This window comes from Pseudomonas sp. BNK-15, from assembly GCF_047456105.1.
Lineage (GTDB): Bacteria > Pseudomonadota > Gammaproteobacteria > Pseudomonadales > Pseudomonadaceae > Aquipseudomonas > Aquipseudomonas putida_E.
Window position 1 is genome coordinate 1,893,964 of record NZ_CP179898.1, and the last position, 15,658, is coordinate 1,909,621.

General features: G+C 53.6%; 11 protein-coding genes and 1 pseudogene. 7 read left to right on the top strand and 5 right to left on the bottom strand.

Features of this window, described 5'->3' with window-relative positions:
• Window positions 1–78: 78 nt before the first annotated feature.
• The 6 genes from ACMGF5_RS08685 to ACMGF5_RS08710 all read left to right on the top strand — a co-directional run bounded on the left by ACMGF5_RS08685 (window position 79) and on the right by ACMGF5_RS08710 (window position 8,280).
• A complete protein-coding gene (locus ACMGF5_RS08685; RefSeq protein WP_021784941.1) occupies window positions 79–1,263 on the top strand; it encodes a diaminopropionate ammonia-lyase in 1,185 nt (394 codons plus the stop codon).
• Complete coding sequence (locus ACMGF5_RS08690) at window positions 1,260–2,489, top strand: Zn-dependent hydrolase (protein ID WP_021784942.1); 1,230 nt, start codon at window positions 1,260–1,262, stop codon at window positions 2,487–2,489. Before ACMGF5_RS08685 ends, ACMGF5_RS08690 begins: the two co-directional genes overlap by 4 nt.
• Window positions 2,490–2,527: 38 nt before the next feature.
• Window positions 2,528–3,688, top strand: a complete 1,161-nt coding sequence (locus tag ACMGF5_RS08695; protein ID WP_414157729.1) for a M24 family metallopeptidase — start codon at window positions 2,528–2,530, stop codon at window positions 3,686–3,688.
• A 215-nt stretch (window positions 3,689–3,903) separates the two neighbouring features.
• Window positions 3,904–5,232, top strand: a complete 1,329-nt coding sequence (locus ACMGF5_RS08700) for an MFS transporter (RefSeq protein ID WP_021784944.1) — start codon at window positions 3,904–3,906, stop codon at window positions 5,230–5,232.
• 642 nt (window positions 5,233–5,874) lie between these two features.
• Entirely contained in the window at window positions 5,875–6,705 is an 831-nt protein-coding gene (locus ACMGF5_RS08705) for an ABC transporter substrate-binding protein (protein ID WP_021784945.1), read from the top strand.
• A gap of 57 nt (window positions 6,706–6,762) precedes the next feature.
• A complete protein-coding gene (locus ACMGF5_RS08710; RefSeq protein WP_033730673.1) occupies window positions 6,763–8,280 on the top strand; it encodes an amino acid ABC transporter permease/ATP-binding protein in 1,518 nt (505 codons plus the stop codon).
• 86 nt (window positions 8,281–8,366) lie between these two features.
• Here ACMGF5_RS08710 and ACMGF5_RS08715 read toward each other — a convergent pair.
• A pseudogene (locus ACMGF5_RS08715) lies at window positions 8,367–8,486 on the bottom strand (helix-turn-helix domain-containing protein); the annotation flags it as partial.
• Between the two features lie 331 nt (window positions 8,487–8,817).
• On the opposite strand from ACMGF5_RS08715, the gene ACMGF5_RS08720 reads away from it, so the two are divergent.
• Entirely contained in the window at window positions 8,818–9,195 is a 378-nt protein-coding gene (locus ACMGF5_RS08720) for a hypothetical protein (protein WP_021784946.1), read from the top strand.
• A gap of 133 nt (window positions 9,196–9,328) precedes the next feature.
• Here the strand turns inward: ACMGF5_RS08720 and ACMGF5_RS08725 are convergent, their stop codons facing one another.
• Genes ACMGF5_RS08725 through ACMGF5_RS08740 form a run of 4 tightly spaced genes read right to left on the bottom strand, consistent with a single transcriptional unit; the run spans window position 9,329 to window position 15,485 of the window.
• The gene (locus tag ACMGF5_RS08725) at window positions 9,329–10,999 is read right to left on the bottom strand and encodes a TnsD family Tn7-like transposition protein (RefSeq protein ID WP_414157730.1); all 1,671 of its coding nucleotides are present in this window, start codon (window positions 10,997–10,999) and stop codon (window positions 9,329–9,331) included.
• A gap of 15 nt (window positions 11,000–11,014) precedes the next feature.
• The gene (locus tag ACMGF5_RS08730) at window positions 11,015–12,475 is read right to left on the bottom strand and encodes an ATP-binding protein (RefSeq protein ID WP_414157731.1); all 1,461 of its coding nucleotides are present in this window, start codon (window positions 12,473–12,475) and stop codon (window positions 11,015–11,017) included.
• On the bottom strand, window positions 12,472–14,634 hold the full coding sequence (locus ACMGF5_RS08735) for a Mu transposase C-terminal domain-containing protein (RefSeq protein ID WP_414157732.1): 2,163 nt from the start codon (window positions 14,632–14,634) through the stop codon (window positions 12,472–12,474). Before ACMGF5_RS08735 ends, ACMGF5_RS08730 begins: the two co-directional genes overlap by 4 nt.
• On the bottom strand, window positions 14,631–15,485 hold the full coding sequence (locus ACMGF5_RS08740; RefSeq protein ID WP_414157851.1) for a TnsA endonuclease N-terminal domain-containing protein: 855 nt from the start codon (window positions 15,483–15,485) through the stop codon (window positions 14,631–14,633). Before ACMGF5_RS08740 ends, ACMGF5_RS08735 begins: the two co-directional genes overlap by 4 nt.
• Window positions 15,486–15,658: the final 173 nt, after the last annotated feature.

Sequence of the window (15,658 nt, forward strand, 5' to 3'; positions counted from 1 at the left end):
GGCCTCATTCAGAGACCCTTTATGCCTTGAGCGAGCATATATTCTCTTCAAGCCCCATGCAAAAAAGGTGTTTCCGAAATGCGATACAACAAGAACGAGCATGTCAGGACTGAAGCGGCTCACGCAGCCTTGAAGCCATTCACATCTGCCCACCTGGAAGAAGTTCGAAGCCACCTTGAGTGCATCGATTACGACGTCACTCCTCTTCTCAGCTTCCAGGAACTTGCCAAAAGCCAAGGCGTCGGCGCGATTTTCGTGAAAGATGAAAGCCGCCGTTCCAGCCTGAAAAGTTTCAAAGCTCTCGGGGGCGCTCATGCAGTGGTCCGCGTAATCCTGCAAGAAGCTGGTAAACGCCTCGGCCGTAAGGTGGCACCCCACGATATTCTGAGCCCAGAGGTTCAGCTGGTTGCTCAGTCGCTCACGATCACCTGCGCAACCGACGGCAACCATGGCCGGTCTGTTGCTGCAGCTTGTAAGGTCGCCGGCTGCCGCTCGGTCATCTTCGTACATGCTGGTGTGAGCGAAAGCCGCGCAAATGCAATCGCGTCGCTTGGCGCGGACGTACAACGTGTGGCCGGAAGCTATGACGACTCCGTAGCCTACGCAACCGAAGCCGCTCAGAAGAACGGTTGGATTGTTGTATCCGACACTTCCTGGCCCGGCTACGAAGAAATCCCGACCTGGGTTATGCAGGGCTATCTGGTGATGGCCGATGAAATCGTCCAGCAGGTGGAAACTAGCGGTCGCAGCCTGACTCACGTGTTTCTTCAAGCAGGCGTGGGCGGATTCGCTGCCGCTCTGGCTGCATACCTGACGTCGGTATATGGCGACCTGGCCCCGAAAATTGTGGTGGTCGAGCCTGAGAAGGCAGCTTGCATCTACGAGAGTGCCGTCAAAGGCGAGGCCACTAAGATCGATCACGGTGAAGCAACTGTGATGGCGATGCTGGAGTGCTACGAGCCATCCATGGTCGCCTGGCGCATTCTGCAAGAAACTGCCACCGCGTTCATGACCATCAGCGACGAAGATGCTTTGTACGCCATGGCTGCAATGGCACGCGAAGGCACTTCGGATCCGGTAGTTGAGGGGGGCGAAAGCGGTGCTGCTTCTCTCGGTGGTCTGCTGGTGGCCTTGGCTCACCCTGAAGCCAAGCAGTCCCTGGGACTGAACAAAGATTCGGTCGCTTTGGTGATCAACACTGAAGGCGCGACCGACCCCGAACTGTACGCTCAGCTTCTGGCCCAGGCCAAGGCGCTGCCATGAAAACCCCAATCGTAAATGGTGAGCGCCTGCTGCGGCGCCTCCAGGAGCTGGGTCAAATCGGCGGCCTGCCCGCCGGTGGCGGTACTCGCCTTGCCCTCTCAGACGAAGACAAGCTGGGTCGCGACCTGATCGCGACCTGGCTCTCCGAAGCGGGAGCCACTGTCCATGTCGACAAGATCGGCAACATTTACGGTGTCGTCGGCGGTTCGCTAGCGTCGGCACCAATCATGACCGGCTCGCACATCGACACAGTGGTCCGAGCTGGTTTGTTGGATGGCTGCTATGGCGTAGTTGCAGGCGTCGAGCTCTTGCAGGCAATCAGCGATGCCGGCCTCCAACCGACCAAACCGCTTGCTGTAGTCGTCTTCAGTAACGAGGAAGGTGTCAGATTTTCGCCCGACCTTCTGGGGTCTCGCGTTATCGCCAAGGACATCGCACTGGACGAAGCCTTGGCTGTGTCCACTCGCGACGGCAAGACCTTCCAGGGAGAGCTTGCCCGTATCGGCTATGCCGGTGAAGTCGACCCCTGGAAATTTCTCCCGGAATCCTTCCTCGAACTTCATATCGAGCAAGGTCCGGTTCTGGAGGCTACCCAAACCCGCGTGGGCATTGTCGAAGCACTCCAGGGCCACTCCTGGTGGCAAGTAGAGATTGAGGGTTGTGCGAACCATGCCGGCACCACCCCGATGAACTTGCGCAAAGACGCCGGGGTAGCGGCAATGCAACTGGCCTGCAAGATCGAAGAGCTATCAGCTCACGAGAGGCTGCCGAATGTTGCAACGATCGGTACCTTCACCCTCGAACCTAACGCAATCAACGTTGTGCCCGGTAGAGCCAAATTCACGATCGACTTCCGAGATGCTGACGACAACCAGCTTCAAAAAGCTGATGCCTGGCTTCGGAACGAGACGGCAAGACTGCAAGGCCTCGGGTACGAAGTAAAACTGCAGAGCCTCTCGAAGGCCCTATCCGTTCAGTTCGACGCCAAGCTCTGCAACTTGCTTGAAGACACCACCCAACAGATTGGTGCTTCCCATGTGCGCATGGTGTCAGGAGCAAGCCACGACGCTCAGATGATCGCGAAGGTCTGTCCGTCAGCCATGGTGTTCGTACAAAGCAGTAAAGGAATTAGTCACAACCCGAAAGAAAGCACTCCAGACGAAGACCTCGTCTTAGGCGCTCAGATCCTGACTAACGCAATGTGGACGCTAGCTACATCCAAATAGTGATCCAAGCACAATAAAAACCGTTGGAGGTATTGGTCATGAACATCGCATTTTCCAGTGAAGAATTTGCAAGCCGTGTAGCCCGTGCGCAAGCAGAGATGAGCCAGCATCGACTCGATGCCCTGCTCGTCACCTCGCCGCCAAACTTCCGCTACTTCAGCGGCTTCGACAGCCAGTTCTGGGAAAGCCCGACGCGCCCTTGGTTCTTCATCATCCCAGCCGAAGGCGAGTGCATCGCTGTGGTGCCGGAAATCGGCGCCCCTCTGCTTAAAGGCGCCTGGATCGGTAAAACGCTGAGCTGGCCAGCCCCTCGTCCTACTGATGACGGCGTTACCCTGCTCAGCGACACCTTGTTGTCGTTGTCGCGTCGCTTCGGGCGCATCGGCATGGAAATGGGCCGCGAGTCGGTGATCCGCATGCCAGTGAATGACCTGTTCCTGCTCAAGGACAAGCTGGGTAGCGTTGACCTGGTGGACGGTTCTCCGTGCATCTGGAACGTGCGGGCGATCAAATCGGCGGCAGAAGTCGAGTACATTCGACAGTCCTGCACCATCGTGAGCGACGCTTTCGACAAACTGCCGAGCCACGCCCGCTGTGGCCAAACCGAACTGGCCATCAGCAAAGCCCTGTCGGTGGATATCATCCAAGGCGGTGCTCATGCCCTGCCGTTTATGGCCGCAGCTTCCGGCCGTGGTGGCTATGAGCAAATCATCTCTCGCCCAAGCGATCGGGTCATCGAAGACGGCGATGTGCTGATCATCGACGTCGGCGCTACCGTCAATGGCTACTTCTGCGACTTCGACCGTAACTTCGGTTTTGGCAAAGTCGACGACGCGGCACTGCGTGCGAACGAAGCCATCTGGGATGCGACCGAAGCGGCCTTCGCGATCTCCCGCCCTGGCACCAAGGTCTCCGAGCTCTGGAAAGCCATGATGGGTGTGCTGGAACCAGCAGGCATGCTCGGCAACAACGTCGGCCGCCTGGGTCATGGTCTGGGTCTGCAGCTGACCGAGCCACCATCTCACATGCCAACTGATGACACTGTGTTGCGCGAAGGCATGGTCATCACCATCGAACCAGGCATGGAATACGCGCCAGGCAAGATGCTGGTCCACGAAGAAAACATCCATATCACCAGCTCTGGTCCAGTCATTCTGACCCGCCGCGCTCCGCGCGAGATGGTGATCATCAACAACTGATACACCCGCCCCCCGTAGGCCTCACCAAGGCCTACCCCCTTGCTAATTCCAGCCAATGGATGGGCTGGAATCTGGCTGGTGAGCAGTACGTGCCCGCCCACATCCACGACATGTGGGTTGCGGCACACCGCGAATTGAATTTACTGCACCACCTACGCACTCAAAGTGCGAGCCAGTGCTAACAGTCCATAAGCGTTAGAAACAAAGGAACAACAATGACAATGCCTACTGTTTCAATTGAAGATGTGCCTATTCAAAAATTCCATCAACGCCTTACAGTTAGTGCTGCAGGCGGAATTTTTGTAGACGGCTATGTACTTAGCATCATCGGAGTCATCATCTTACATGCCACCGCAGCCCTACAATTAAGCGACTTCTGGCAGGGCATGATCGCTGCATCCAGTCTAATCGGCATTTTCGCCGGTGGTTTGATCGGCGGCTGGCTTACCAGCATCCTCGGCCGTAAACGCTTGTTCTACGCGAGCCCTATCATCTTCCTTATCGCATCTATTGGCCAATTTTACGCGGACAGCGCCGAGATGCTGTTTTTCTGGCGAATCGTAATCGGCATCGGCGTAGGCATTGAATATCCGGCTGCTACAGCCATGCTGGCTGAATTCCTTCCCCGTAAGAACCGAGGCCCCCGGCTTGCAGCTCTTTCCACGTGCTGGTTTGCAGGTGCTGCTGCAGCCTACCTGTTCGGTGAGGTCATCCTTCGCGTTGGCGGGGACGAAGCGTGGCGGTGGGTGCTGGCAAGCGGGGCAGTGCTCGGCGGACTCCTGTTCTCGATGCGCCTGGGTACACCCGAGTCCTTGCGTTGGCTTCTGAGTAAAGGAAGAAAAGAAGAAGCCACCGTCCTGGTCAAAAAAATCTATGGCAGCCACTTCACCATCGACAACGTTGGCGAAGACAGCACCAACGCTCGCCTGCCACTGAAAAGCATCCTGTCCGCAGGGTATGGCAAACGCATGTTCTTCGTCGTGGCCTTCTGGACCTGCGCAATGCTACCTGTCTTCGCTGTCTATGCTTTTGCGCCCAAGGTTCTGTCGGCTCTGAAGCTAGATAATGATGCAGGCTCCATTGGATCGATTGTGATCACTGTGTTCTTCGTCATAGGGTGCATCTTTGCAACGAAGTGCCTCAATACCTTGGGCCGTCGAAACACGATGATCTACAGCTTCCTGCTTGCGGGCATTTCCCTGGTTGGGTTGGCAGGTTTCCAGTCGAGCTCAGGTTACATGGTCATCCTGTTCTTCTCTTGCTACGCCCTTTTCATCGGTGGGGCCCAAGTGCTGACCTTTGTTTATCCCAACGAGATCTTCCCGACAGAAATTCGATCTTTCGCCGTGGGTATTGGCACGTCCTTCTCTAGGATTGGCGCAGCTGTAGGTACATACCTGGTCCCGGTATCCCTCAGCTCACTGGGTGTCTCGATCACTATGATGGTGGCTGCTGGGATTACTTTCGTCGGCCTGCTCGTCGCCGTGCTCCTTGCTCCCGAGACCAGATCGTTGAATCTTCAGGAGGCCAGCGCCCTCGCATAAGTTGTTCAGGTTATTGATACCACCACAGGGGCGCTTAATGCGCCCCTTTGCATTGCCGGTTGAAATTGATTGATGTCACTCACGGCATCCTTGATCGAGTATTAGCTGTCCCAGCTCTACGAAAACCCAAAACATTGGCATGCGACAGTGAGAAATTTTCTCTTTCAAGGCTCGATATGAGAGACCTTTTATGGTTTGCGTAGGCGTATATTATCTTTGAAGGGTGGTTTTAAGCCCGCAGCAACCAGCCAGGGCGAAATCCATCCAACAACCAATGACCATCTTGAGTGAATCAGGGAGACACTAAGCAGCGAAATCAGCAGCAACTCAGGAATCTGATTTCGGCCAGCGCACGTAAAGATGTCCATTTTTACTCCCATAACAGGGGCAAATATAAAAATAAAAGAAACCGTTCGACTCCTGCTCTCTCAGTCGCCTCGTCGGCGCAACCGATTTTTATGACGGCCTGCAGGAGCTATTTGAATGACTGCCGCTACAACACTTGGAGTTAACCATGGATTTCACTATTACGAGCTTGGCGCTTTGAGGCACTTCGTGCTTTTCAATGTTTGCCTAAAAGGAATATGTAATGGAGCGCGCACAAGCGCAGCCTAACAATCCCTTTCATTCAGGATTATGATCATGCAAATCTCAAAAGCTCTCAAAGCTCTGCTGGTAAGCGCACTCGGCGCAGTAGCGATCAATGCAAGCGCCCAAGAGATCCCAACCCTCCAACCAGGTGTTCTCGCCATCGGCTCGGATCTTACCTGGGCTCCATTCGATTACTATGACAAGAACGTTCCAGCGGGATTTGATGCCGAGTTGATGGCCAAGATTTCCAAAGGGATGGGCCTCACGCCGCGCATTGATGACACACGCTTCGCCAATCTGGTCATAGGCCTATCAGGCAGAAAATACGACGTCATTGCGTCCGCGCTGTACATCACCCCGGCACGCGCAAAGCAGATCGACTACGTGCCCTACCTGAAAACAGGCGGGTCATTGATGGTTCTTAAGGGCAGCGATTTCCGCCCGGAAACCGTGAATGACTTGTGCGGAAAAAGGGTAGCGTCGCTCAAAGGCGCTGCCTGGGTGCCCACACTGGCAAAACTATCGAGTGATCAATGCGTTCCAGCCGGCAAAGGTGCGATTGCTGTCCAGGAGTACGAATCGTCACCAGTCGCTGCTCAAGCACTCCTTTCCCGGGCAGCTGACGTGCAGTTCGAAGATGCTGCCGTCTCGCAGATGCTGATCAAGCAAACCAAAGGGCGGCTGGAAATCACGTCTAAAGCCATTATCGAGCCCGTTGTCATCGGTTTGGGTGTCGCGAAGGGAAACACTGCCTTGGCGACTGCGCTTGAAGAGCAGCTTAAACGACTGAAAGAAAGCGGCGAATACCAGGCACTGCTTTCAAGCTACAACTTGCAAGAACCAACCAAGGACGACATCGCCGCAGCATATGCAGGCAAGTAAATAACTCGACCATAACAATACAGGGCGGCCAACCCTGGCCGCCTGCAGGAGTTTATTATGTCTTTCGATTGGACTTATATACTGAGCCTGTTTGCCGAGCCTGCGTTTTGGAACGCAACATGGACAGTCGTTGAGCTGAGTGTCACCACATGGCTACTCGGCATTGTCGCGGGCTTCGTTCTGGCCCTTGGCAAACAGTCATCGAACAAGGTTGTGAGCGGCGTCTCAGGGCTGTACATCTGGTTCTTCCGCAGCTTGCCGCTGCTGGTGCTCTTGGTATTCATCTTCAACATTCCCCAGGTATTCCCCGGCACCAGTGGCTTCCTGGGCAATCCCTTCATTGCAGGCTTGGTCGCTCTGGTCCTGAGCGAAGCGGCGTACATCGCAGAGATCCATCGTGGCGGTTTACTCTCTGTAGCCCGTGGACAGGTTGAAGCCGGGAAGGCCCTCGGGGTTCGTTACGTAGGCATCCAGCGACTGATTGTCGTCCCTCAAGCATTCCGGATTGCTTTACCTACGCTGATCAACGAGTACATCACGATCGTTAAACTGACCTCGCTGGTTTCGGTCATCTCCCTTGGTGAAATCTTGCTGGTCGGCCAACGCCTGTACACCCAAAATTTCCTGATTCTCGAAACGCTGACAGCGGTGGCTTGCTTCTACGTCCTCATTGTCACGGTCTTTGGTTTCCTGCTTAAAGCGCTTGAGCGGAAGCTGGACATCACCCGCCGCCAGCCTGGTGTAGTGAAACTGTCGGAAGCCGCGGTCAAACCTGCTTCTCCTTCCAAAGCGCTGAAGCTGGAGCAGAAAGGCGAATACGCTCTTGAGTTGGTGGAGGGACGTAAGTCTTACGGCTCACATGAAGTCATTAAAGGCGTTTCGCTCAAAGTGAAATGGGGCGAGGTCATTTCCATCATCGGCCCATCCGGATCGGGGAAAACCACCTTGATTCGTTGCCTAAACGGCTTGGAAGCACTCAACAAAGGGGCTGTGCTCCTGCAGGGTGAACCGTTCCTGGCCGGGACCGAAAATGCTCGCGAGAAACAAGCTCAACAGGATCCACATCGCATCGTTCATGTCGGGATGGTGTTCCAGAGCTTCAACCTTATCGCCCACCGCACAGTCCTGGATAACGTGATGATGGCTCCCCTGTACCATCATCATGACACCCGCGAGGCCACCAAGCAGTTAAGCCTCGCAATGCTGGCTAAAGTCGGCTTGGCCGAGCACGCCAACAAGTACCCTCATCAGTTGTCCGGCGGACAGCAACAGCGCGTCGCCATTGCTCGGGCCTTGGCGATGGAGCCCGCGGTCATGCTGTTTGATGAGCCGACTTCAGCACTAGACCCCGAGCTGGTGAACGAGGTGTTGAAAGTCATTACTCAATTGGCCGAGGAAGGTATGACGATGGTCATCGTCACCCACGAGATGAATTTCGCATTCAATGTTTCCGATCGGGTGGTCTACATGGAAAGCGGCCAGGTCATCTACGACGCGCCGCCAAAAGAGCTGTTGAAAGGGACCGATTCGGCCCGCCTTCAAAAATTCATGGAGGCAGTTAAGGTTGCCGCCTGAGCCCAGCTGCCGCTAAGCAGCTCCTGAAGGGATGGCAGAAACCTGACACCCCCGTCGTCGCCAGTAATCACGGCTGACAAGCGGATCTACTCATCGTAAGCATCACTGTCACGGAAGAATCCGCTCGGGGTTCTTCCGAAATTTTTCTTAAACATCGCAGTGAATGCGCTAGGGCTGTCATAGCCAAGGTACGCGGCGATACAGATGCCAGTTGTTCAATCGAGGGTTCAGCGTCGATGCGATTCATTCGGGAAAGACCTCGGGCTCGCGGTCGTTTTGGTCATACTAAGCCTCCAGCTTTCTCACATCTCCCGCGTTCAGGGCGCAAGCTATTGTAAAAAAGACATTACAGATGAGGTTCTTCATTTGGGCTTCGCGTCATGGGCGTTGTTTCAGTCAAATGATCCGCGAAAAATCGTAACCAACTGCGGGCCGTGGCACCTCAAAACCCGCCCGAAATGCCGCTGCATTTCAAAACTGTAAATGCCATAAGCAAGGCGAATTCACGCCTTTGCCTTTGCTTAAGGTATGGTTGGAATGAAAAACAAGGTAGTCAATATCAAGCTCAATTTGAGCGTAAACATCCGCGTCAATCAGGGCAGCTCGTGGGTAGCTCTCATTGCGGCGATTGTCGGGACTCACGGGTCAAGCGTGCCACAGCCTATCCTTGGTCCGGATGTGTCAATCGAGCAGAACGTGAAAATCTACTCCTCGCGATCTCCATCAGAAGCACGAATTGAACCCGAACACGTGCATGGTTTGAGCGCACACCCGAAGGAGCTCGAAACAGCCTCATCCTCTACGCTGAGCCCATTCGAAATGGGGAGTGCTACAAACAACCAGCAGCTCGATTCGCAGATCCAAGAACTGGATCTTTCTCCGAACGAGTCGGACCATATCCCACCCAACGAGTGATTCAGAAATCCTAGGTCCTTCAACCTGGTCTGCCCACATCGCTGCCAAAGGGTTTAGGTGCGAATGCCTAAACCCTTTCCTTTACTTCAGCCAGAGCTTGAATGAGGGTAAAAAGGAATCAATGCGACCCCAATCATTCTGAAATCAACTTCTCGAACCGAATGCCGGCAGTTCGATACAGCGCCGATCGAGTTATGGATCTCCGTTCACTATAGAGAACTGCTCGGGCCCAATCTAAACGTCGAATGCGGAACGCTTCTGAGCTTTCACAGGAGCTGGCCAGAGCTGCAGCGCATAATGGCAGCTTGGAAAGCTGCTTCTCAAATCGTGACAACGCATGAAGTTCACGACCAATCCTCGTACGGGAAAGCCGAACCGGTTTACCCGGAAGGGTACGAAGATAGTGAGCGCATCGCTGAATCTGATCGGAAAGACTCGCGTCGAGGAGAGCAAACATGCCACTGGTATCCGAACGACCATCTCGGTGCGGACCTCGCTCCGCAATGAGGTTGGAGAGCCAGCTTTTATCACGGCGATACAACCATCTATATCCACGACAGTTGTGCGCATCTCGTGTGTGATAGTCAGCCTCGAAAGCAACTCTACGTTCACTACGTTCTCTAAGAAATCTCGCATCCATCCAGGCACTCGGCCCGCCAACCACGCTGCGGATGGTTCGGTATACGTAGCTCTGGGATACGCCCAATTCAGCGGCAATAGCTCCGGCTTCTTCACCCGCAAGAGCCAAACGCCAGAGTGCAACTGGCTGAAAGGCTAACGGCTTGATATCAAGCTTGGGTGCCAAGTTCCTGTCCGCAATGTCATCACAAATCGGAGGCTGCACCTCCAAGACCTTGACTGGGCCAACACTCGGTAAATTGGCCAAGTCGACATCCAGGGCTTCGGCCAAGATGATGAACTTGAGGGGGTGGTGAGTTCCTCGCGGCTTACGAAGTAGCTTCGTCACCCATGACGGAGGCAGATCTCCACGAAAATCGCCCAGCACCGAATATTCCCAAGCGTCCGGGAGCGCTTGAAAGAATGCTTCCAGGTATCGACTTAACGGACGCAACGCCAAACGAGAGCCTGAGGCCAAATTTAACTTAACGGCGCCACCTAGCAGGCGTGAGCGCATCGAATCAGCTGGAAGCGATCTGAGCTCGGCGCCAAGCAATTGCTGTGACCGTAGCGCAATTCGATGAAGTCTGGAGAAACACCGATGTGGAATGTCAGGCTGTACCGAGTGCGCCAGGACACTTTCATCACCAGGCAGATTGAGGTGCCCTGTATTTGTGGACCAGCCAGGCCCCATGACCCTCAGGACCGTGCCATGTCGAGGACATATCAGCACACCGGGAAGTTGATGGGCTCGATGCCAGTAAGCTGCTCCACCCTCCGCAACGTCATCGTTGATGCAGGATGGGCAAAAACGAATTCGTGAAGCCCCCTCAAGCCGGCTCGCAACAACTCCAAGTTTGAGTTTGAGCCCGTGGCCATCTCCAGCCATTGAAGCCAATGCGTAATCCAGCTGGCAGTGGGTCAGAAAGGGTGCGTAATAAGGTATTAAGGTATGGCGCTTGATGATCTCTGATACGTCTAACCCTGCACCACAAGGCAGCGCCTCTACCAAATCGACCAAACGACAAGGAAAAGCTACGTTCCGTGAGAATGAGGCCGCCGCCTTTTCACTGCAGAAAGCAGCATTGCATGTGCTAAATCCGCAAAGCCGAACATAACGAGAGAGGACGCTGTGAAGCGTCTCGTCAGGAAAAGCAGCTGGAAAGAGATGGAATATGTGCTTCATCCCACCGTCCTCGACTCAGGCTTTACGGTATGTCGGTGAGAACTCAAACAAGTCTGTGGTCATCCAGCCTGCGGAGTGCAGCGCCGCCAAGGTGTCCGTATGTTCGACTAGAGACTTAGCTTCGGACGCCTCTACCGAGACAACTGCTGGTGCTGCAGTCTTTTTCGCAACAGCGGACGGGATAGCAATCTCTCCACCACCGCGGGGCGTCACCGCTCGAAGCAGCGCCAGACGGCCAGAACGATAGGCTCCGTCGAAACTCATCATCTCCACAAGCTGTTCCTCTAAAGGAAGGAGATCGTCGAATTTTCGCATGCGCCCCGGATCACGACTACGCAAAGCCGACAGCGCTGGCTTGAGGATCTGCATCTTTGCGTGGCTCACATTTGCGATGATTTCAGGTGTGAGGCATTCGGAACCGCTTTGGATTGCATAGCGCTGGCATAGCACAAGGAGCTTGACCAAGAAATCCGTGATGCCTTGCGTATGCTCGTAAAGGGCATCGAGGATCGCTGGAGTTAACGCTGCAGGTTGCTTGCACCATTGATATTCCCAGAGATTCTGAACGAGGTTTTGCCATTCATCATCGTCTTTCTCAAAACGCTTGAATTCGATCATACCGACGCCGCAACACCTGCGTGCATTACGCATGACGTCCGAGAAAAGGCTGATCATCGAGTTAGTGCCAATAAAAACGACGGGAATCCCAAGGTTGTTTACCAGGTGCAGGAAAAAGTTCAGCATGCTGTCCTTTCCGCCCGTTTTTGCCAGGTGGAGGTTCTGCAATTCGTCGATGAGCAAGGCGCCGATAAAAAAGGTGCTTGCCACCTGTTCCATGTGTTGCAGCGCCTCATTGATATTTCGGTAACGATGCCGCTTGTAGTAGTCCTGATCTCCTAGCGCGTTACCAACGGCGTAGAAGAATTGCTGGCAAAAACCAGCCAGCGATCCATCCCGCGGGCAGTCGAGCTTGAGCCAGGTGATTTGGGTGTGGACGAACCTAAGCCCTTCGTAACACTCATGCCGAATCGTTTGAGGATACAGGCTCAAAATGGCATGCAGCGCCGTGGACTTCCCCATGCCACTGAGGCCAACAACAGTGAAGGTTTCAGCCGTCGACTTGAAGGCGTGATCGTAGCGCTGCGCCCCTGATAAGGAATGCAGGTGCCTCACGGTAGCGGGCGAGGTTGGATTTCGACCAACATATCCGCGCCGGATGAGGAGTGAAAACACCGACTCCAAATCCAAGTGCAGCAAGAACGGCTGCACTACGGTTCTCAATCGATCGATACAGTGAAGCCGAGTTGAGCCATCGAGTTCGAGCTCTTCAGGCGTTACAGGCTGAGGAAAATTGGATATCAAACCTGCAACTACCGTATCCGTGAGAATCGGAGGTAAAGCCTCGATCAACGGGTTTCCTGCGTATTCCGGTATCGGCTGCTTGAGGTAGCTCGCGAGAATGTGTCGGCCGTTCATGAGGTATGTCCTGGTCGGATTCGCTTTAGCAAATCTATAACCTCTGCTCGCCGAGGCCCTGCATAGGACTCGTATGCTTCGGGTGGGACTTGAGATGCTGCAGGCTCAGCTCGAACGCCATCAGGGACCGAAGAGTTTTCGCGCTCGCGGGCCTTTTCTTCAGCGCGATTCTCTCGGATTTTGCCAATGGCCTTCGCTTTTGTACTGGCTGCAGGTTCGAGTTTTCGCTCGGCTTTCGCTTTATTGATGATGTTATCCGTTGTTTGGATAAGATCCACGCGCCCCTCTAATTCAGCACGCTTATGCGAGGGTGCCTTATGCCGGTAGGCCTCCAACAGGTCGTAGATTTCGTCCGAACGATAATTTGCATACTTCGCATCCGAACGTCGAAGGTCGCACCGTAAGAATTGCTTATTACTGTCTTGAATCCAGATGTGGCTTGAGCAGTTTGGGTCGTACCGGCACTCAATGGACCAAACCCCTGTGCTACGGGCCTTGGCGAACCAATTTTTCTCGATTGCCATCTGACAGACATAATGCATACCGCGGAACAGTACTCCGCCCTTTTGCACCGTTGCACGTTCACGAGGCAACAGGTGAAGGTAGATTAAATCGTCAGGTCGATTGTTCGACTCAATCAGTTCATGCTCTGAAGCCCAACTCCAGATCGCATTCGGCGTGGGCTCTACACCATCGTTCATCATCGCTTGGGTGAGCCTTTCAGGCTGCCGATGGTGATGGTTGTAGTGAAGAATGCATTTGATCAGGATCTGAGTAAATTCTTTCAAATTAAGCGTGGCATCGAGGCGGTAATCACGCTCGCCCCTCTCTTTATCCCTCGCTGCTACTCCTCCTGGCAGCCATCTGATGCCGGTCAAATCGTTCAATAGGCCGAAGCGGCTCTCTACCATAGGTTTCCAATCTGGTCGGAAAGGCGGGGCGGTGCCCATTTCAATACCCAGGCCCGATGCCAACCCTTCTGCAGCCTGCGACAGCATTTCGCCTCGATCGGCGTAGATATGGTGGGGCAGGTGGTGACAATCCCAGTCCCCAGGTATGATCTCGACACCATTTTGGGCACAGAAGTCCACTTTGGAGCTGAACGCGTTGAATAACGCCTGCCTGGCGCCATTCCAGCTTGGCCCTTCCAGGCCGACATACAGACCGACAATCATCCCCGAGAAACTGTCCACCACGATGTAAACAACAGGCCGGCCTATCAGCATCCTGCGGGAATATCCGTTTACCAAGTAGATGTCCGCGATGGTTGCATCAATTTCGAACTGGTGACAGGGACCTCGAAGCCAGTCCCGAACAGTTCCCGACAGCGGTCGACGATCTTTCAACCATTTTCTAATCCCCATCCGACCGCGTTCAGTTTCCACTTCATCAAAGAGCTGTTTACCTCTATAAGTAAACTGTCTAAAGGTAGGAATTTCTGAATCGGGTAACAGGATCTTGCCGGACTCAGGATTCTTAGAAAGATCTTTTACTGAATAAAACCTCTCCACCATCCTATCGTACGCGCTGCGTATGGAGGGCGTTTTGTCATTCACGTAAAGTGCATACCCGACTTTAATACAACGCACATCTACAGCGCTAAGAATTTTAGCTGGCTGAGTAAATACCCCTTGGAATTTTGGTTTCTTCCCTGGAGGTTTACCCGGCTTGTATATTCGGTTCGCTACGCCAACCGCTGTGTAATCTTTTAATAGCGAGTTTTTTACTTGGCCATGAACCCAATAGCGATAGAGGGTACGATAGATAGTCTTTCGTTGTACATTTAATTCAGCCGACCTAGCACTAACAAGCCGCCCCATTTCACCTTTAAGGAATAATTGGCCGGGATAGGGTGTATCAACGAGCGGCGCGATCATCGCCCATTTGGCATCCCTAACACGCCTTGCATCCTCTGTCAGATCCTCCTCAAGGACCAAAAGAAACTCCGGGGTTACGATGGCCACTGGCTTTGTGTCACCCAAGGCCAATGAGCGGGTAAGCTCTGCAAGCTCCATCACATAAGGCTTTCCGGGTGGATCGACTAGATCGATGACCACAGCCGATTCACGCATCTCATCGATATGAATGACTCTTACCATCGCCGATACCGCAGAATGCTCTGTGACAGGCTCAAAAACATCATTGACCATGATAGTCATAACGATTTCTCACTCAGCGGTGCCGATTCGGTCAAGGAGATGACAGTGAAATCAGGTAAAGGAGAAGTGAGCAGCAACAAAGTATTTGCCAAATCGATACGGATCATTTTCCACCAGATGAGATAGTAGAAAATGTGCTTTGCGCTCGAATAAGATAAGCACAGCCGCGACGCAACTTTCCGTAGACATTGTCCCGTAGACCATGGGTAGGCTTTTAAGGCCACCAGGTGATCAACAAAATCGGATAACAGGGAAGAGTTATTCAGCTCCCTAGGTAGCAAGGTGTGTTGCCTAAGCAGACCGAGGTTTTTAATCAGGTCCACTGTAAAATCTTTTTCGGTAACAATGCCCCAATCAATTCCCTGAGCCAGCCAAAATCTTCTTTCAATTTCTAGCTTTTCAAGCGTGCGGAGTGACTCTTTACCTGTCAGGTCCACTTGATATTTTATGGCCTTAGCTACAGTTTTCGAATCTCCGTTGGGCTGCCTGACCGTCAGGATAAAATCTGTAGTCATGACCAAAGGTACTGAGGTAGTAGGATACTTTGGATAGCGTACGCCAATCGAGTTTGCAATGGCCTTAGCAGATTCCCGAGGGAGCAGCGGATATTGTTCACGGATATCTACAACGTCCTCAGAGAACTCGCAGACCAGTAGGTATGCACGCTCAAGATCAGAGAACAGGTGATGGATGCGATCGACTACTACACCTTGAATTTTGTGCGAGCGCCCACGAGATGGGACATCCTGCACGCGTAACCAGGGAACGTAGCTGGCTCCAGCTCCCGCTCCAAATCCGTTGGAAATGTGCCGTTCAATATCTTGCTCTGATGCAAACCTGCGACCGCGCAACACCGCCTCCTCAATTCAATCCGACTCGACCTCACCTCGCGTTTCAAAGATTCTAGAAATGAGACATCGGGCTGCCCGAACAGCGATGAGCTTCAAGACTACTCCCGCCTCCAAGCGAAGCGGCTAATCCGGACCAACGGCGCAGTCCAAAAACGCAACCCCCCGTAGATACG